Source organism: Pseudomonas sp. EU05-FHT14B02 (assembly GCF_058791055.1).
Genome location: NZ_JBYTDD010000028.1, coordinates 1 through 18,906 on the forward strand (window position 1 = coordinate 1; position 18,906 = coordinate 18,906).

Consider the following 18,906-nt stretch of genomic DNA (forward strand, 5'->3'; position numbering starts at 1 on the left):
CAGTCAGAATCGAGCCTTGTCCCTCCTCCTCCCTTCAAGTCCTACCATACAAGCGAGCTTGCTCGCGATGGCGTCAGCCCTGTCAACACAAGCCTGGAGTCCAACCCCATAAACAAAAACCCGCACAAGGCGGGTTTTGTTTTCAAGCACTACAGCAATCAGTCAGCCAGACGCCAGGTCGTGCCGCCCTTGCCGTCTTCCAGCACAACGCCCATGGCGGTGAGTTGGTCGCGGATGCGGTCGGATTCGGCCCAGTCCTTGCCGGCACGTGCCGCCAGACGCGCCGCAATCAGCGCCTCGACTTCGGCTGCATCCACGCGCCCTTCGGCACCAGCTTGCAGGAAGTCGTCGGCTTCGAGCTGCAACACACCCAGCACGCTGGCCAATTCTTTCAGACGCGCCGCCAAACCGGCCGCTGCATTGAGATCACTCTCGCGCAGACGGTTGATCTCGCGAACCATCTCGAACAGCACTGCGCAGGCTTCCGGCGTGCCGAAGTCGTCGTTCATCACCTGGGTGAAGCGCTCGACGAAGGCTTCGCCGCCCGCTGGCGCCACGTTCGGCAGGCCTTTCAACGCGTGGTAGAAACGCTCCAGGGCGCCTTTGGCGTCCTTGAGGTTATCTTCCGAGTAGTTGATGGCGCTGCGGTAGTGGCTCGACACCAGCAGGTAACGCACGACTTCCGGGTGGTACTTGTCGAGCACGTCGCGAATGGTGAAGAAGTTGTTCAAGGACTTGGACATCTTCTCGCCATTGATACGGATCATGCCGCAATGCATCCAGGCGTTGGCGTAGGTTTTGCCGGTGGCCGCTTCGCTCTGGGCAATTTCGTTTTCGTGGTGCGGGAACTCAAGGTCGCTGCCGCCGCCATGAATGTCGAAAGTCTCGCCCAGGCAGCAAGTGGACATCACCGAGCACTCGATGTGCCAGCCCGGACGCCCGGCGCCCCACGGCGATTCCCAGCTCGGCTCGCCCGGTTTGGCGGCTTTCCACAATACGAAGTCCAGCGGGTCCTGCTTGGACTCGTCGACTTCGATGCGCGCGCCGATGCGCAGGTCTTCGATCTTCTTGCGCGACAGCTTGCCGTAACCCATGAACTTGCCGACGCGGTAGTACACGTCGCCATTGCCCGGGGCGTAGGCGTAGCCTTTGTCGATCAGGGTCTGGATCATCGCGTGCATGCCCGGGATGTGGTCCGTGGCACGAGGCTCCATGTCCGGCTTCTTGATGTTCAGGCGCGCTTCATCTTCGTGCATCGCCGCGATCATGCGCTCGGTCAAGGCTTCGAACGACTCGCCGTTCTCGTTGGCCCGGTTGATGATCTTGTCGTCGATGTCGGTGATGTTGCGCACGTAGGTCAGGTCGTAGCCGCTGAAGCGCAACCAGCGCGTCACCAGGTCGAACGCGACCATGCTGCGACCGTGGCCCAGGTGGCAATAGTCGTACACGGTCATGCCGCACACGTACATGCGCACCTTGTTGCCATCGAGCGGCTTGAAGACTTCTTTGCTCTTGGTGAGCGTGTTGTAGATCGTTAGCACGTTAAATCCTTTGAATCACTGGCCCCACGAATCACGCAGGGTCACGGTACGGTTGAATACCGGCTGACCGGGTTTCGAGTCCTTGATATCCGCGACGAAGTAGCCTTCGCGCTCGAACTGGAAACGGTCTTCCGGCTGTGCGTTGCCCAGCGAGGGTTCGGCACGACAACCGGTGAGTACCTGCAGTGAATCAGGGTTGATGTTGTCCAGGAAACTGGCGCTGTCTTCGGCCTTCTCCGGGTTGGGAGAACGGAACAGACGGTCATACAGACGCACTTCGCACTCGACGCTGGCCGCGGCCGGCACCCAGTGGATCACGCCCTTGACCTTGCGGCCTTCAGGGTTCTTGCCCAGGGTGTCCGGGTCGTAGGAGCAACGCAGCTCGACGATGTTGCCGTCGGCGTCCTTGATCGCTTCGTCGGCACGGATCACGTAGCTGCCACGCAGACGCACTTCACCGGCCGGCTCCAGGCGCTTGTAGCCCTTTGGCGGCTCTTCCATGAAGTCTTCACGGTCGATGTAGATCTCACGGGCGAATGGCAGCGCACGCACGCCCATGTCTTCTTTCGGGTGGCATGGCAGTTCGAGGTTCTCGACCTGGCCTTCCGGGTAGTTGGTGATCACGACTTTCAGCGGACGCAACACGCACATGGCGCGCGGGGCGCTGTGGTCGAGGTCGTCGCGGATGCTGAATTCGAGCATGCCGAAGTCGACTACGCCGTCGGAACGATTGGTACCGATCATTTCGCAGAAGTTGCGAATCGATTTCGGCGTGTAGCCACGGCGGCGGAAGCCCGACAGCGTGGACATGCGCGGATCGTCCCAACCGTTGACGTGGCCCTCGTCCACCAGCTGCTTGAGCTTGCGCTTGCTGGTGATGGTGTAGTTCAGGTTCAGGCGGCTGAACTCGTACTGGCGCGGATGCGCCGGCACTGGCAGGCTGTCGAGGAACCAGTCGTACAGCGGACGGTGGCTTTCGAACTCCAGGGTGCAGATCGAGTGGGTGATGCCTTCGATGGCGTCCGACTGACCGTGGGTGAAGTCGTAGTTGGGGTAGATGCACCACTTGTCACCGGTCTGGTGATGGTGTGCGTGGCGAATGCGATACATGATCGGATCGCGCAGGTTCATGTTCGGCGACGCCATGTCGATCTTGGCCCGCAGCACACGTGCGCCATCCGGGAATTCACCGGCGCGCATGCGGGCGAACCAGTCGAGGTTTTCTTCCACGGAGCGATCACGGAATGGGCTGTTCTTGCCCGGTTCGGTCAGGCTGCCACGGTATTCCTTGGCTTGCTCAGGGGTCAGGTCGTCGACATAGGCCTTGCCGGCCTTGATCAGCTCGACGGCCCAGTCGTGCAGCTGATCGAAGTACTGCGAGGCATAGCGCACTTCGCCGGCCCACTCGAAGCCCAGCCATTTGACATCACTTTCGATCGCGTCGATGTATTCCTGGTCTTCCTTGGCCGGGTTGGTGTCGTCGAAACGCAAGTGCGTGACGCCGCCGAATTCCTGGGCCAGGCCGAAGTTCACGCAGATCGACTTGGCGTGACCGATGTGCAGGTAGCCGTTGGGCTCCGGCGGGAAACGGGTGACGATCTGCGTGTGCTTGCCCGAGTCCAGGTCTGCCTGGATGATCGGCCGCAGGAAGTTGACCGGCACGGCAGGGCCGGTCTTGGAGTTCGAGGTAGGGTCGACAGTGGGCTTGCTCATAGGATCCTTGGACGTACAAGTGCGTGGCCGGGAGTAAGGGCCTGACAAAACAAAGCCGCTATCATAGCCGATGCCGTCAAGCAGCTGACAGAGCAGGCCGGAAAACCGCTGCATTTAATCGGATGTAAACGAAAAACAGCCTCGAAATTCGCGTGCGTCGCGCTAAACTGCGCTCCTTGGTCGAAGCCGGCCAACACGGTTGAGGGCCTTGCTGCCCCGAAACCCACGAATTCCTTAAAGAGTAGCCAACATGACCCAAGTCAAATTGACCACCAACTTCGGCGACATCGTCCTCGAACTGAACGCCGAAAAAGCCCCGCTCACCGTGGCCAACTTCGTCGAGTACGTTAAAGCCGGTCACTACGAAAACACCGTTTTCCACCGTGTCATCGGTAACTTCATGATCCAGGGCGGCGGTTTCGAGCCAGGCATGAAAGAAAAGAAAGACAAGCGCCCAAGCATCCAGAACGAAGCCGACAACGGTCTTTCCAACGACAAATACACCGTCGCCATGGCCCGCACCATGGAGCCGCATTCGGCTTCCGCACAGTTCTTCATCAACGTGGCGGACAACAGCTTCCTGAACCACAGCGGCAAGAACGTTCAGGGCTGGGGCTACGCAGTATTCGGTAAAGTGACCGCCGGCACCGACGTGGTCGACAAGATCAAAGGCGTGGCCACCACTTCCAAGTCCGGCCACCAGGACGTACCAGCAGACGACGTGATCATCGAGAAAGCCGAGATCATTGAGTGATATTGCTGATTTCAGATTTACATCTGGAAGAGGAGCGCCCGGACATTACCCGGGCGTTTCTGGATTTGCTCGCCGGACGCGCCCGCTCGGCGAGTGCGTTGTACATTCTGGGCGACTTCTTCGAGGTGTGGATTGGTGACGACGCCATGACACCCTTCCAGCGTTCCATCTGCCAGGCCCTGCGCGAATTGAGCGACAGCGGCACGGCCATTTTCCTGATGCACGGCAATCGCGACTTCATGTTGGGCAAGGCCTTCTGCAAAGCAGCCGGCTGCACCTTGTTGAAGGATCCGAGTGTCGTGCAGTTCAACGGCGAGCCGGTGCTGCTGATGCACGGCGACAGCCTCTGTACCCGCGACGAAGCCTATATGAAGCTGCGTCGCTACCTGCGCAACCCGATCACCCTGTTCATCCTGCGGAATCTGCCGCTGCGCACCCGGCACAAGCTGGCGCGCAAGCTGCGCAGTGAAAGCCGCGCGCAGACACGGATGAAGGCCAATGACATCGTCGATGTCACGCCCGAAGAGATTCCGCGGATCATGCAGGAATTCGGCGTGAAGACCTTGATCCACGGGCACACCCACCGTCCCGCGATTCACAAGTTGCAGCTTGGCGAGCAAGCGGCCCGGCGCATTGTGCTGGGGGACTGGGATCGTCAAGGGTGGGCATTGCAGGTGGATGAGCAAGGGTTTGCGCTGGCGCCGTTTGATTTCACTCCGCCACCTCAACTGGCAGCACCCGCGAACTGAAACCAAACGCATAACCCTGTGGGAGCGAGCCTGCTCGCGATGGGGGCGACTCGGTTTTAACGAAAACGCAGGCCTAGAAATCCCGCTTGTAGAAGATGTCCAGCGAACTGGCCACGCCGCCGGCGGCTTCGAGGTAGACCCTCTTGCTCAGTTTGTAGCGCAGGGCAATGGTGTTGGCCGGTTCGAACACGCCGACGCCATAGCGCAGGCTGAGCTTCTCGGAGATATTGCCGCTGGCCACCACACTGGTGGCGTCACCACTGCCCTGGGTGTCCAGCTGGAAGTCCTGGATGCCCAGGTTCTTGGCGATGCCGCTGGTCACCCCGGAGCTACCCATCAAGCCCAACCCGAGGGCCGCCTGGGCGAGCATGTTGTTGTCTTCGCCATTACTGCTCAGCGGACGCCCGAGCACCAGATAGGACAGGGCCTGTTCCTGGCTCATCGCCGGTTCGGAGAAGATCTGCGTGGTCGGCTGCTCGGCGCTGCCACTCAAACGAATGCCGGCAATGATGTCGTCGGTCTTGCGAATGGCCTCGATGTCCAGGTACGGCTGATCGATGGGACCTGCAAACAGCAAGCGTGCCCGGCGCACCGATAGCCGCTGGCCGTAGGCGCGATATCGCCCATCGTTGAGCCACAACTCGCCACGGGTGTCCATGTTGTCGCCGATGTGCACATGCCCCTGCACATTCGCAGTCAGGCCAAATCCTGCAAAGCTCAGCTTGTCCTCACCTACCAGTACTTCGATGTCCATTTTCATTGCCAGCGGCGGCTTGCCCTCCTCGGTCTGCTGACCGACGATCACCGTGTCATCGGAGACTTTGACCGTCGATGGCGGCAACTCGCGAATGGTGATGTCGCCCCTGGGCACCAGCACTTTGCCGGCGATGGCCAGCTCATCGCCCTTCATCGAGATTTTCAGGTCAGGTGCGACTTCCAGCTTTGCGTAAGGCTCGATGGTGACTGGCAACTGCGCCCCCTTGAGCGCCAGATCCACCACCAGCGCCTGGCCCCACGCGACGTTGCCGTTCAGGCTGCCATGCCCGGCCTTGCCGCTGTCCCAGCCACCGTTCAGTTGCACGCTTTCACCGACAATGAGCGCCTGGAGGTGCAGATTTTTCAGCTCCGTTGGCAATTCAGGACCGGAGATCTGACCGTCGCTGAGTTGCAGACTGCCATTGACCTGCGGTGCCAGCAGCCCACCGGAAATCGTGCCGCTGCCATTCAAGCGCCCGGTCAGTTTCTCGACCATCGGCACGAACGGTCGCGCCACCGACAGGTCCAGCCCGCTCAAGCGGAACGAGCCGCTCAACGGTTTGTTCTTCGGCAACGGATTAAGCTGCGCCTGCACCATCAGTTCGCCGAGTTTGCCACCGACGAAGTTGAGCTCGGTGTCGATGCGCTTGGGCGTGAGCTTGCTGGTGAGTTTCAGGGTCTGGTAAGGGAAGTCCAGCCACTGGTCCTTGTCCTTGATGCGCAACGTGCCGCCGCCGGCATCGACGCTGACCTGGCCGTTCGGGCCACTGGCCGGCAGGTCCAGTTGCAGGTCGGCGTTGAGCCGGCCCTGCCAGGCGAAATCCTTCGGCAACCACTGCGCGAGGCTGTCGATCGGGAATTGCTTGAGGTGATAACGCAGCTTCGGCTCGGGCATCAGGCGCGAGTCTTCACCGCAGAGGCTAGCCTGGCCGGAGGCCCAGCAATGGGCGCCAAAGTTGATTTTGCCGTCCGCCAGGCGTTCGAGTTTCGCCGGCCCTTGAAGCTTCCAGTCCTGGCCACCGGCCTGGATATCACCACTGGCCAGGCGTCCGCGCCAATTGCCTTTGTCCAGCGCACCGTCCAGACCCAGCGCCAGTTTCAGCTTCGGCCCTTGCAGATCGAGGTTCAGCTTCTGGTTCTTGATGTCGCCCTGGCCGCTGGCGGTCAGGGTTCCCAGTGAAGTGTCGCCCGCCCGGATGCCGCTGCCCTTGAGGTCGACTTTCGCCCGTTGCGCACTGTCCAGTGTGACGTCGAGGTTCAGGCTTTGCAGGCGATTGTCCTGGAAGGCCAGTTGTGAGCCTTGCAGGTCAAGTTTGCCTTGAGGTGCCTTGAGTGTGCCGGCGACATCCACACGGCCATTGAGTTGGCCGCGCAGTTGCGGCCAGAGCTGGGCCAGGCGCGGCAACTTGAGATCGATCTGGCCGGCGAGTTTCTGTTGCAGGCTGCCTTTGCCGCTGATGCTGTTGTCGCCGAGGCGAACTTGCAGGGTATTGAGGTTCCATTGCTCGCCCCGGCCATCGGCCTTGGCCTGGATCACCGCAGGCTGACCACGCAGTTTGCCCTTGAGGTCCAGGTCGGCAATGAGGCTGAGCACCTCGTTCTTCAGCTCACCCGTGCTGCGCAACGGCCCGGCCAGTGTACCCGGCAGCTCCGCGACCCAGTACGCCGGGTTGATCGCCGACAGGTCCAGCGCGGTGTCCCAGGCAATGCCGTCGGCAAACTGCAGGTTCAGGTGCCCTTCAGCCTTGCCCTGACCGGCCTGGAGTTGAATCTGTTGCAGGTAGATTTTCGTCAAGTCTCCCGCGAAAGGGCTGGCCAGAGTGAAGGCGCCGGCCGGACCATCCGCCGCCGCGGCGAAATGCCCGAGGTACTTGCCGTCGGTGTAAGAAACTTCGCCGGTGAACGTGCGAAGCGCAACCTGCGGTTCGTCGATGAGCGGATAGAGCCTGTGCCACGGGAAATCCAGCCAGTCGATTTTCGCCTCGGCGCTCAAGCCCTTGCTCCAATCCAGCTGTCCGGTGAGCTTGAGGCTTTGCTTGTCGTTAGCGGTCAGGTCCAGCGCAGCGATCTGCGCGCCCTTGGCGTCGACCTTGCCTTGCAGCGCCAGGGTGACGGGCCCTTGCTCGGCGGGCAGCGTGGCTTTTCCGAGCAGCGCGTAGCCGCTCTTCAAGTCGCCTGCCCCCGTGAGTTCAAGCTGATTGAGTTGCAGGGTGTCCGGCAGATCGGCACTGGGCTTGAAGCCATCGGCGGTGATCCGCACCTTGGCCGGCAGGTTTTCCACCAGAGGTTGCAGTTCGCCGGTCAGTTGCCCGTTGAGGTAACCGCTACTGTCGGCTTTCAGGTTCAGGGTTTTCAGCAGGTCGCCGTCGATCTTCAACGCCAGTGCCAGGGGCTCAGGGGTCGACAACAGGGTCAGCTTGCCTTCGGCGCTGAGCGGCCAGTTACCGCTCGGTAGCAGCAGGCCGGACAGATTCAGGCTCAGATCATCGCGCTGTATCGATAGCGCGTCGATCTTCAAACCGGCCGTCGTCCAGTGCGCCGCCAGTTGCAAGCCCTTGAGCTCTTCACTGCCGTTGAACAACAGGCTGCCGACCTTGATCTCTCCCAGTTCGAGGGCCAACGGTAACTTCAGCTCCGGGAGCGTGATCGGGCCGCTGTCTGGCTCTTCGGCACCCGGCGGGAACGTCAGGCTGACCTGATCGGCCTGCAATTGCTCGATGCACAGGGTCATGCGGGTCAGGCACAACGGCGACCAGGCGAAAATCACCTTGCTCAGTTCAACCCGGTTGCTGTCCTGCTGCCACAGCACCCGGTCGGCACTCCACTGCCCGCCCAACCGGCCCTGGAAGTTTTCCAGGGTCAAGCCCGGCACGAAACCCAATGCCCAGCGGCTGCCCGTCGCCGTGCCCAGCACCGTGGCCAGCGTCAGGACAACCACTGCCACCAGCGCCACCATCGTCAGCAGTGTTGCTTTCAAACCACGCTTCACAGCTCAGGCCCCATGGAAAAGTGCAGTCGAATACCGCCATCGTCGTCCAGCGCATGGGCCAGGTCGAGGCGGATCGGCCCCACCGGCGATACCCAGCGCACACCGATACCAACCCCGGTCTTGAGGTTCGGCAGTTCGAGCGTGTTGAAGGAGTTGCCCTGATCGACAAAGGTCGCGATCCGCCATTTTTCGGCAATGGAATACTGATACTCCGCGCTGGCGGCGACCATGTAGCGACCACCGATGCGGTCGCCGTCGGAGTTTTCCGGGGACAGGCTCTGATAGTCGTAGCCACGCACGCTCTGGTCGCCACCGGCGAAGAAGCGCAACGATGGCGGCACCGACTTGAAGCCATTGGTGGCACTGCCGCCGACCTGCACCCGCCCGAGGAGGCGGTGTTTATCGAACACCGTGGTCAGGCCTTTGACCAATGCCGTGCCGTAGAGCAGGTTGCTGTCGGAACCCAGACCTTCCTTGGCCACTTTGGATTCGAATTGCAGACGATAGCCGTTGTGGGGGTCGATGCGGTTATCGCTTTTGAGGTACGAATAGCTCACACCGGGCATCAGCAAGGTACTGAGTCCCGAGTCGTCGCCCAGTTGGTAATCCTCGCGCTGCCACTTCAGCGACACCACCCGTTGCCAGCCGCTGGGCAGTTTGCTGTGCCACTCGGGCCCGAGGGTCAGCAACTTGCTGTGGCTGTCCTTATCGGCGATTTCTTCATTCTGGTAGCCACCGGCAAAACGCAGTTTGTCGGTCAGTGGCGGGTCCAGCGGAATGTCGTAGAACAGCCCGACGTTTTGCCGAGGTGCCGAGACTTCGGTTTCCCAGCCATAACTGTGTCCTTGCGCGTTGACCCAGTGCCGGGTCCAGTTGGCCTTGGCCCGCGGGCCGACGTCGGTGGAGAAACCAAGGCCCAGGCCCATGGTTCGCGGCTTGCGGGTTTCGAGTTTGACGTCCACCGGGATCGCCTCGTCCCTGGACGCCGTAGGTGCCGCGTCCACACGCACGCCTTCGAAGTAGCCGCTCGATTGCAGGTTCTGGTTGAGTTCGGCGATCAGTTCCGAGTCATACGGCGTGCCGGTCTTGAACGGCACCATGCGTTGCAGCAACTCGTCATCGAACGGCGTATCGCCCTCGAAACTGACCTTGCCCAAGGTATAGCGCGGACCGCTTTCATAGATCAGTTCGATATCGGCGACGCCGGCACGGGGGTCGACCGACAGTTTTGAACGGGTGAAACGGCCGCTGAAAAAGCCATAACGCGAAGCCTGATTCTGGATCAGGCGCTTGGCGTCCTCGTAATGCCCATGGTTGAGCACGGCGCCGGGCTTGAGCGCGTCGCTTTTGGGAATTCGAAAGGCCTTGAGGGAGGCTGCCGGACCGTCGACACGTACCGTGACGTTGCGCAAGTGCACCGGCTCGCCGGGGTCGACCGTCAACACCAGGCGCGGCTTTTCGCCGCCCTTCACTTCACTGTCGATGTGCGGCTGATAATAGCCCAGGGCCTGGGCGGCCTTGCGCGCCTGTTCTTCGGCGCCGCGGCTGAAGCGCAGCAACGCTTCTTCATCGCGATCGCCGAGGCTGCCGATATAGCCTTCGATATTGGCTTTCAGCTCGTCATTGGACGGTTTGATCCGTACATCCAATTCGCTTTGTGCCAGCGCTGCGCAGCTGGTCATCAGCATCAGCACACCGCTGGTAATTCTTCCTGGAAACTTCATAGGCGCGGATGCTATCACGAGCATGGATCATGAACATGGAAGCGTGATAGAGCCTGACATGCAAAGAAAGTTCGCCGTTCAAGCGGTTGCAGTATGTAACACCTGGGGATTGGGGTGAAAAAACACGTGCTCGCGAATCGGTCCTACGGCAACTTCACCGATTTCCTGATAGCCCTGGCGCTTATAGAACTCCAGGTAGCGAGGGTTCCCGGTATCGAGGATCACGCCCTGTGAATTTTCATCCACGGCGCACCAGTTGTGCACGGCTTGCAACAGTTGTTCGCCGAAATGTTTGCCCTGGAACTGCGGATGAACCCCCAACAATGGCAAGACGTGCACCGATTCATTCGGCACACAGGCCTCAACGGCCGCGTGATATTCGAGGTAGCGACGGGTGCAGCGAAATCCCGTACTGAGCACCATGCGCAAGCGCCAGGCCCAACTTTCGGTGACGCCGAGGCGACGTTGTGGCGGTGCGATCAGGGCGATACCGATCAGGCGGTCATTGACCAGCAGGCCGATGGCCGGCAGGTCCTGAAAAAAGTGCTGGGTCACCAACTCGCGCACGGTGGCGCGAACCCGCTGTTCGTAACCGGGGCGCTCGGCTTCGAACAGATAGCCGAAGGTCGGCTCGTGTCGATAAGCCTGGTATAGCAACGAACGCGCTTCGCGAGCGTAGCCGCTGTCGAGCATGTGAATATCGGCGATGGCGGTCGAGGTTTCGGGCATGACGGTTAATCTCCCCGGCACAGCTCGGGTGGCTGCGCTCTTGTTGTTACGAGCCTGTTGGCGCTGACACAGTTCCGAAATGAGTGTAGGCAATGAAATCGCCTTCGTCGGAACGCCGCCCGGAGCAAGCCCGCTCCCACAGGTGATGCGCCAGCCTTGCTTTTGTGGGAGCGGGCTTGCTCGCGAAAGGGCCATCACTGCCCATACTCAACTGACAGGCACAGCCGAATCCCCTCACCCCGCACTGGCCCGATTCCCACATGTCAGCTAGCATCGCCCTTTTGCCAGGACTGCCGACCATGAAGATCGTCTCCTTCAACATCAACGGGCTGCGCGCCCGTCCCCATCAGCTGGCGGCGCTGATCGAAAAGCACCAGCCCGATGTGATCGGCTTGCAGGAAACCAAGGTCCACGACGAACAGTTCCCGCTGGCCGAGGTGCAGGCTCTGGGTTATCACGTGTACTTCCACGGGCAAAAAGGCCATTACGGCGTGGCCCTGCTCTCGCGCCAGGAGCCGCTGGCCCTGCATAAAGGTTTCGCCACCGACGAAGAGGACGCCCAGCGGCGCTTCATCTGGGGCACCTTCGCCGACGCCAATGGCGTACCGGTGACCATCATGAACGGTTATTTCCCACAGGGCGAAAGCCGTGATCATCCAACCAAATTCCCGGCCAAGCAGCGTTTCTACGGCGACTTGCAGCAATTGCTGGAAAGCCAGTTCAAGAACGACCAGCCGCTGGTGGTGATGGGCGATGTGAACATTTCCCCGGAAGACTGCGACATCGGCATCGGCCCGGACAACATGAAGCGCTGGCTGAAAACCGGCAAGTGCAGCTTCCTGCCGGAAGAGCGCGAGTGGATGGCCCGTCTGAAAAACTGGGGCCTGGTCGACAGTTTCCGTCACTTGAATCCGGACGTCACCGACACCTTCAGCTGGTTCGACTACCGCAGCCGTGGTTTCGAAGACGAGCCCAAGCGTGGCCTGCGCATCGACCTGATCCTCACCTCCCACGGCCTGTTGCCACGGGTGAAGGCCGCCGGCGTGGACTATGAACTGCGAGGCATGGAAAAACCTTCGGACCATGCGCCGATCTGGCTTGAGTTGAGCTGATTCAGGACCAACCACCGGGGATCACCACTGCAATTTGTCATTTTTCGGAAACCTTGCTGACTTAATCTCCCGACACCTCCTTTGGCTTTATAAGGTGCCGGCATGATGCTGCGCGTGTTGCTCCTGTTGATGCTGTGCACGGGCTTGCCGCAGGCGGTCTCGGCCGGCGACTTGCCGACTCCCGAACACGGCCCGGTGCTGCGGATTCAGGGTTCCAACACAATCGGTGCGGCATTGGGGCCGGCGCTGGTCGAGGGTCTGTTGAGTGAACAGGGCCTGCGCAAGATCCGCCGTGAAACCCCGGACACCGCCAACGAACTACGCATCGTCGGCGAAACCGTTCAGGGCCGTCGGGTCGTGGTGGAGGTAGCGGCCCATGGTTCCAGCACCGGTTTCACTGCACTCAAAGCAGCCAGCGCCGATCTGGCCGCCTCGTCGCGCCCGATCAAGGACAGCGAACTGGCCAGCCTGCAATCGCTCGGTGACCTGAAAAGCCCGAGCGCCGAGCAGGTCATTGCCATCGATGGCCTGGCAATCATCCTTCATCCGGACAATCCGCTGAACCAACTCGACACCGTGCAACTGGCGCGCATTTTCAGTGGCGAGGTGAAGAGCTGGGAAGACATTGGCGGTCGCGGCGGGCCGATTCATCTGTATGCACGGGATGATCAGTCCGGGACCTACGACACCTTCAAGGAACTGGTCCTCAGCGGCCACGGGAAAACCCTCGGTGGTGCGGCGAAGCGCTTCGAGTCCAGCGAACAACTGTCCGATGCGGTCAGCGCTGACCCGCAAGGCATCGGTTTCATCGGTTTGCCCTACGTGCGCCAGGCTAAAGCCGTGGCCATTGTCGACGGTCAATCGCAAGCCATGCCGCCGCTCAACAGCCTGATTGCCACGGAAGATTATCCGCTGTCCCGCCGGCTGTTCTTCTATCTGCCACCCAACGGGAAAAATCCCTGGGCCAATGCCCTGGTGGCGTTTGCCCAAAGCACTAAGGGTCAGGCCATTGTCGCCGCCAACGGTTTTATTGCCCAAACCGTCCAGGCCATGGCCGTTACCCCCAATGCGTTGATGCCAGAGGGTTATCAGACGCTAAGCAGACATGCTCAACGGTTGTCAGTGAACTTCCGTTTCGAGGAAGGCAGCGCCACCTTGGACAACAAGGCCCGACAAGACCTGTGGCGGGTGCTCGACTATATAAAGCAGCACGACAAAACGGCTGGGCAAGTGACGCTGGTGGGGTTTGGCGATGCCAAGAGCGACCCGGCGCGCGCCGATCTGTTGTCGAAGCTGCGGGCCATGGCGGTACGGCGGGAGTTGGTGAAGAGCGGCGTGGTGTTTCGTGAGATTCGCGGATTCGGTGCGGAAATGCCGGTGGCGGCCAATAGCGCCGATGAGGGAAGGATCAAGAATCGGCGGGTTGAGGTTTGGGTGTATTAGGCGTCACAACGTTGGATTGGCAAACAGACCAAGCAAAATGAACTAAAAAACTGTCAACATTGACAGGTGTTTGCTCGATTTCCCTGAAGTAAGCTCGCCACGAATGCTGTCCTGCACATTTGGCCCGAATGCAGGTGACGTCGGTACATCAAGGCGATTTTCGAGGAATACTCATGAGCGCTGAGCGAACATCCCCCAAAACACCCGGCGATCTGGACACCCGGTTCGGCACCAACGGCGCTGTAGACGGTCCCGTAGGCGGAACGACTCACTCGGTGGTCTCGCAACCCGACGGTAGATTGATTTATGCCGTACACAGCTCAAATCAATATCAAATTTACCGCATAAACGCCGATGGCCTGCCTGATCCATCGTTTGGCAATAATGGCAGCGTCACGGGGCAATTCCAGGCCGGTAACAACTCAAAACCGACCCGACTGGTTTCGCACGACAAGAAAATACTGATCGTCGGCGATGTGCTGGAGGATGCAGGCGGAAAACCGGCAGCCAAACGCCTGAATGAAAACGGTAGCCCTGACCTGGTTTTTCAATCCGTCGTTGTCCCCCTCCCGGCTTTCTCTTCAAATGCAGATCCTTGCGACGGGGGCGTACTCTCGGACGGGAGAGTTTTGATACTCAGCCAGCGACTTAATAAAGACTTTGCCGACAGGGGTTTACTGACTTGTTGGAACAACAATGGAGAGCTCGATAGGTCCTTTGGAGATCAAGGTCACATCGAGATTGATATGGGTAGCGAGTTCATTCGAATGATTAGCCTGGCGGTACAGGATGATGACAAATTTGTCATAGGCATGAACTACATAACGCAGCAGTTAACCGCTTCCAAAATAGTCCTTTGTCGCTACACGTCACGGGGGAAACTCGATACGAGTTTTGGCATTGACGGATATACCCACCTGAGTCACGAGGTAGACTCATACCATCTTGGAAAGATGATTACTCAGCCCGATGGCAAACTGATTTGTGTCGGGAACGCCAAGGGTACAGCCGCACTGATGATGAGATACAACGCAAACGGTACTCCTGATGTTCAGTTCAATCAGGGCAAGGAGGTCAAAGTTGAGTTGAATAGTGAAAGACGCCTTTTGACGGCAGTCGGCGTACAACCCGAGGATGACAAGATTGTGGTGGCCGGCTGGATGCCCGGCTCATCGAATCAAATGTTCTCGGGGCGTTTGAATAAGGACGGTTCGCTGGATCCCACGTTTGCCAACAACTTTTATGGGCGTACCTTAAGAGGTGTTCCCTATGACATCGTGATGCAAGGGGACCGATTCATTATTGCCGGTATAAGTTATCGCACCCCCAACGCAGCAGTCCTGTACGGCATCCAGCGCTGACGGCTCTGCTTTCTCGCCCGGCTGCTCACACAACCAGAACTGCGCCGATCCAGACCAAAGCTGGTTCGGCGCAGTGCTCGCTTCAATGCCCGCTACGCATCATTTCCTTCGGCACATATTTGCCGATTTCGAACTTGCCGATCGCCGCACGGTGCACTTCGTCCGGGCCGTCGGCCAGGCGCAGGGTGCGTTGCATTGCATACATGTAGGCCAGCGGGAAATCGTTGGACACCCCTGCCCCGCCATGGATCTGGATCGCCCGGTCGATCACCCGCAATGCCACGTTTGGCGCGACGACCTTGATCTGCGCGATCTCGCTTTTCGCCACTTTGTTGCCGACGGTGTCCATCATGTACGCCGCTTTCAACGTCAACAGGCGTGCCATGTCGATCTCCATCCGCGAGTCGGCGATCTTGTCGATGTTGCCGCCCAGGCGTGCCAGAGGCTTGCCGAACGCTGTGCGGTTCACCGAGCGCTTGCACATCAGTTCCAGGGCGCGCTCAGCCATACCAATTGAACGCATGCAATGGTGAATCCGGCCGGGGCCAAGGCGACCCTGAGCAATTTCGAAGCCGCGTCCTTCGCCCAACAGGACGTTTTCATATGGCACCCGCACGTTTTCGAAATGCACTTCGGCGTGCCCATGAGGTGCATCGTCGTAACCGAACACCGGCAGTGGACGCACGATCTTCACACCGGGCGCATCCACCGGGACCAGAATCATCGAGTGCTGGGCGTGACGTGGCGCGTCCGGATTGCTCAACCCCATGAAAATCAGGATTTTACAGCGCGGGTCGCAAGCACCCGAGGTCCACCATTTCTTGCCGTTGATCACCCACTCGTCGCCATCGCGCACAGCTCGGGCGGCCATGTTGGTGGCGTCGGAGGACGCGACATCCGGTTCGGTCATGGCAAACGCCGAGCGGATCTCGCCGCGCAGCAGCGGTTCGAGCCAGCGTTGTTTCTGCTCTTCGTTGGCGTAACGCACCAGCACTTCCATGTTGCCGGTGTCCGGTGCCGAGCAGTTGAACGGCTCTGGCCCCAGCAGCGAGCGGCCCATGATTTCCGCCAGTGGCGCGTATTCGAGGTTGGTCAGGCCGGCACCCAGTTCGGACTCAGGCAGAAACAAATTCCACAGGCCTTCGGCCTTGGCCTTGAGTTTGAGTTCTTCCATGATCGCCGTCGGCTGCCAGCGATCGCCCTCGGCGACCTGACGCTCGAACACGGCTTCGGCGGGATAGACGTAGGTGTCCATGAACGCTGTTACGCGCTCACGCAGTTCCTGAACCTTGGGCGAATAAGCGAAATCCATGAGCGAGATACCTTCTTGGGGGAGGTTGTTTTAGGTCATGTATCGATGCTAGAACAGCGTTGATAATTTACCTAGCCTATTCTCGGCGTGTATAAACATTCATCACCGATATATGATCGGCTGATCGTCACGGTCAGCCCGCCCACACAATAAGAGAGCCGCGTAATGAATCTGAGCAAGGTCGATCTCAACCTTTTCATCGTCTTCGACGCGATCTACACCGAAGCCAACCTGACCCGCGCCGGGCAGATTGTGGGCATTACCCAGCCAGCGGTGTCGAACGCTCTGGCCCGGTTGCGCGAGACCTTCAACGACCCATTGTTCGTGCGCACCGCCCAGGGCATGGTGCCCACGCCCATGGCACAGAACATCATCGGCCCGGTGCGCAACGCGCTCTCGCTGCTGCGCGTGTCGGTGCAGGAAAGCCGCATTTTCAACCCGCAGCAAGCGGTCAAGACCTATCGCATCAGCATGACCGACCTGACCGAAGCGGTGATCCTGCCGCCACTGTTCCAGCGCCTGCGCCGCCTGGCTCCGGCGGTGATCATCGAAAGCTTCCTGTCCAAACGTCGCGAAACCACCAAGGAACTGGCCGCCGGACGCCTCGACTTTGCGGTGGATGCGCCGCTCAACACCGACCCGCAGGTGCGTCACGTCAAGTTGATGGAGGACCGCTACGTGTGCGCCATGCGCAAGGGGCATCCGCTGGCGGGCAAGGAAAAACTCGCACTGGACGATTACCTGAGCCTGACCCACATCCATATTTCCAGTCGTCGCAGCGGCCTCGGCTATGTCGACCTGGCGCTGGGCAAGATGGGCATTCAGCGCAAGATCGCCCTGCGCTCCCAGCATTACTTGATGGCCTCACAAGTGTTGCAGCAGACCGACATGGTCATGACCGTACCGGAACGCTTCGCTCGTCGTAACGATTTGCACGCCTTTTATCTGCCGGTCAACGATGTACCGCCGGTGGAAACCCACCTCTACTGGCACGAAAGCACTGACCAGGACCCGGCGAACCGCTGGATGCGCGAACAGATGATCGAGTTGTGCCAGCAGGTGACGGCGCAGGAGAAAAAGCTCGAGAAGGTGTAGGGCTTGATACCGAGGTGTCCCCATCGCGAGCTTGCTCGCGATGAGGCCCTTCTCCACACCGGAAAGACCTGCCCCTTGACGTAAACGTCAACCTACCATTAGCTTAGCGCCATGACCTTTTGCGAGCGCGTCCATGAGCAGCCAGACCTACAGCATTTCCGATCTCGCCCGCGAGCTCGACATCACCACCCGTGCCATTCGCTTTTATGAAGAACAAGGCCTGCTCAGCCCCGAACGCCGGGGCCAGGAACGTATTTACTCGCCTCGCGACAAGGTCAGCCTGAAGCTGATCCTGCGGGGCAAGCGCATCGGTTTCTCTCTAGCTGAATGCCGCGAGCTGATCGAGCTCTACGATCCGTCCAGCGGTAACACCAAACAGTTGCACAGCATGCTGGCGAAAATCAGCGAGCGCCGGGAGCAGCTTGAACAGCAAATGCTGGACATCGAACAGATGAAACTGGAACTCGATACCGCCGAAGAACGCTGCGTGCAGGCGCTGGAGCAGACGCTCAAAAGCCAGGAGTCGATTCAGTAAATCCACACTGCCCCCTGTAGGAGCGAGCTTGCTCGCGATGGCCGTTAACGACAACGCGTGCCTGCTGGATAAACGCGGTGCCTGGGAGTCCATCGCGAGCAGGCTTGCTCCTACAGGGTTCTCTGAACAATCAGCACAGGTCGAACCCCATGCCCCTCCCCACCCACGTACGCATTGTCGAAGTCGGCCCACGCGACGGCCTGCAAAATGAAGCCCAACCCATCAGTGTTACCGATAAGGTGCAACTGGTTGACGCACTGACCGCAGCCGGGCTCGGCTATATCGAAGTCGGCAGTTTCGTTTCGCCCAAGTGGGTGCCGCAGATGGCCGGCTCCGCTGAGGTCTTCGCGCAGATCCAGCGCAAACCGGGCGTGGTCTACGGCGCGCTCGCCCCCAACCTGCGCGGTTTCGAAGATGCCCTCGCCGCCGGGGTCAAGGAAGTGGCCGTGTTCGCGGCGGCGTCCGAAGCGTTTTCCCGGCGTAACATCAATTGCTCGATCAGCGAAAGCCTGGAGCGTTTCGGGCCGATCATGGACGCCGCCAGACAACATGGGGTGACCGTGCGCGGGTACGTGTCCTGCGTGCTGGGCTGTCCCTATGAAGGTCATGTCACCCCGGAGCAGGTCGCCCTGGTCGCCCGCGAGCTGTATGCCATGGGCTGCTATGAGGTCTCGCTGGGGGACACCATCGGCACCGGCACCGCTGGCGCAACCCGCAAGATGTTTGAAGTGGTATCGAAGGAGGTGCCCCGGGAGAAACTCGCCGGGCACTTCCACGACACCTACGGTCAGGCTGTGGCCAACATCTACGCCAGCTTGCTGGAAGGCATCTCGGTGTTCGACAGCTCCATCGCAGGTCTCGGCGGCTGCCCCTACGCCAAGGGCGCCAGCGGTAACGTCGCCACCGAAGACGTGGTTTACCTGCTCAACGGCCTGGGCATCGACACCGGAATCGACCTCGACGCCCTGATGCTCGCCGGTCAGCAGATTTGCACGGTATTGGGCCGCCCTACCGGTTCCCGCGTGGCCAAGGCCCGCAGCGCACAGTGAGTGCGCTGAGTGTGTCCGGGTGTTACCGCTGTGTCTGAAACGTG

Annotated in this window: 14 protein-coding genes; 8 read left to right on the forward strand and 6 right to left on the reverse strand. The window is 60.1% G+C overall.

What is annotated here, in order from left to right:
- Nucleotides 1-158 precede the first annotated feature (158 nt).
- Together cysS and AC3WTM_RS22725 are read right to left on the reverse strand one after the other, a co-directional pair.
- Nucleotides 159-1,541 (reverse strand): cysteine--tRNA ligase, encoded by a 1,383-nt coding sequence (gene cysS / locus AC3WTM_RS22720; protein ID WP_007970481.1) that lies wholly within the window; start codon nucleotides 1,539-1,541, stop codon nucleotides 159-161.
- A 15-nt stretch (nucleotides 1,542-1,556) separates the two neighbouring features.
- The gene (locus AC3WTM_RS22725) at nucleotides 1,557-3,254 is read right to left on the reverse strand and encodes a glutamine--tRNA ligase/YqeY domain fusion protein (protein ID WP_095192733.1); all 1,698 of its coding nucleotides are present in this window, start codon (nucleotides 3,252-3,254) and stop codon (nucleotides 1,557-1,559) included.
- A gap of 250 nt (nucleotides 3,255-3,504) precedes the next feature.
- Between AC3WTM_RS22725 and AC3WTM_RS22730 the strand changes: the two genes are divergently transcribed.
- Both AC3WTM_RS22730 and lpxH read left to right on the forward strand, forming a co-directional pair.
- A complete protein-coding gene (locus tag AC3WTM_RS22730; RefSeq protein WP_102671585.1) occupies nucleotides 3,505-4,008 on the forward strand; it encodes a peptidylprolyl isomerase in 504 nt (167 codons plus the stop codon).
- Nucleotides 4,005-4,757, forward strand: a complete 753-nt coding sequence (lpxH, locus tag AC3WTM_RS22735) for a UDP-2,3-diacylglucosamine diphosphatase (RefSeq protein ID WP_102671586.1) — start codon at nucleotides 4,005-4,007, stop codon at nucleotides 4,755-4,757. Before AC3WTM_RS22730 ends, lpxH begins: the two co-directional genes overlap by 4 nt.
- A 73-nt stretch (nucleotides 4,758-4,830) precedes the next feature.
- On the opposite strand, the gene AC3WTM_RS22740 is transcribed toward lpxH, so the two are convergent.
- From AC3WTM_RS22740 to AC3WTM_RS22750, 3 genes are all read right to left on the reverse strand, one after another.
- Entirely contained in the window at nucleotides 4,831-8,502 is a 3,672-nt protein-coding gene (locus AC3WTM_RS22740; protein WP_102671587.1) for a translocation/assembly module TamB domain-containing protein, read from the reverse strand.
- On the reverse strand, nucleotides 8,499-10,226 hold the full coding sequence (locus tag AC3WTM_RS22745; protein WP_102671588.1) for an autotransporter assembly complex protein TamA: 1,728 nt from the start codon (nucleotides 10,224-10,226) through the stop codon (nucleotides 8,499-8,501). Before AC3WTM_RS22745 ends, AC3WTM_RS22740 begins: the two co-directional genes overlap by 4 nt.
- A gap of 78 nt (nucleotides 10,227-10,304) precedes the next feature.
- On the reverse strand, nucleotides 10,305-10,955 hold the full coding sequence (locus AC3WTM_RS22750) for a GNAT family N-acetyltransferase (RefSeq protein ID WP_102671589.1): 651 nt from the start codon (nucleotides 10,953-10,955) through the stop codon (nucleotides 10,305-10,307).
- A gap of 299 nt (nucleotides 10,956-11,254) precedes the next feature.
- On the opposite strand from AC3WTM_RS22750, the gene xthA reads away from it, so the two are divergent.
- The 3 genes from xthA (at nucleotide 11,255) to AC3WTM_RS22765 (ending at nucleotide 14,871) form a co-directional block, all read left to right on the forward strand.
- Nucleotides 11,255-12,067, forward strand: a complete 813-nt coding sequence (gene xthA, locus AC3WTM_RS22755; protein WP_102671591.1) for an exodeoxyribonuclease III — start codon at nucleotides 11,255-11,257, stop codon at nucleotides 12,065-12,067.
- A 102-nt stretch (nucleotides 12,068-12,169) separates the two neighbouring features.
- Nucleotides 12,170-13,510 carry a phosphate ABC transporter substrate-binding/OmpA family protein gene (locus AC3WTM_RS22760; RefSeq protein ID WP_102671592.1) on the forward strand — a complete coding sequence of 447 codons (1,341 nt, stop codon included), beginning with the start codon at nucleotides 12,170-12,172 and terminating at the stop codon, nucleotides 13,508-13,510.
- A gap of 173 nt (nucleotides 13,511-13,683) precedes the next feature.
- The gene (locus AC3WTM_RS22765; RefSeq protein WP_158247457.1) at nucleotides 13,684-14,871 is read left to right on the forward strand and encodes an NHL repeat-containing protein; all 1,188 of its coding nucleotides are present in this window, start codon (nucleotides 13,684-13,686) and stop codon (nucleotides 14,869-14,871) included.
- Nucleotides 14,872-14,953: 82 nt separating this feature from the next.
- Here AC3WTM_RS22765 and AC3WTM_RS22770 read toward each other — a convergent pair whose 3' ends face one another.
- A complete protein-coding gene (locus AC3WTM_RS22770) occupies nucleotides 14,954-16,183 on the reverse strand; it encodes an acyl-CoA dehydrogenase (RefSeq protein WP_095059574.1) in 1,230 nt (409 codons plus the stop codon).
- Between the two features lie 165 nt (nucleotides 16,184-16,348).
- On the opposite strand from AC3WTM_RS22770, the gene AC3WTM_RS22775 reads away from it, so the two are divergent.
- The 3 genes from AC3WTM_RS22775 to AC3WTM_RS22785 all read left to right on the forward strand — a co-directional run bounded on the left by AC3WTM_RS22775 (nucleotide 16,349) and on the right by AC3WTM_RS22785 (nucleotide 18,862).
- Nucleotides 16,349-17,278, forward strand: coding sequence for a LysR family transcriptional regulator (locus tag AC3WTM_RS22775; protein ID WP_057714130.1), 930 nt, complete (start codon nucleotides 16,349-16,351; stop codon nucleotides 17,276-17,278).
- A gap of 133 nt (nucleotides 17,279-17,411) precedes the next feature.
- Nucleotides 17,412-17,813: a MerR family transcriptional regulator gene (locus tag AC3WTM_RS22780; protein ID WP_085725920.1), complete on the forward strand. Its 402-nt coding sequence runs from the start codon at nucleotides 17,412-17,414 to the stop codon at nucleotides 17,811-17,813.
- Between the two features lie 149 nt (nucleotides 17,814-17,962).
- Nucleotides 17,963-18,862, forward strand: a complete 900-nt coding sequence (locus tag AC3WTM_RS22785) for a hydroxymethylglutaryl-CoA lyase (RefSeq protein ID WP_102671594.1) — start codon at nucleotides 17,963-17,965, stop codon at nucleotides 18,860-18,862.
- Nucleotides 18,863-18,906: the final 44 nt, after the last annotated feature.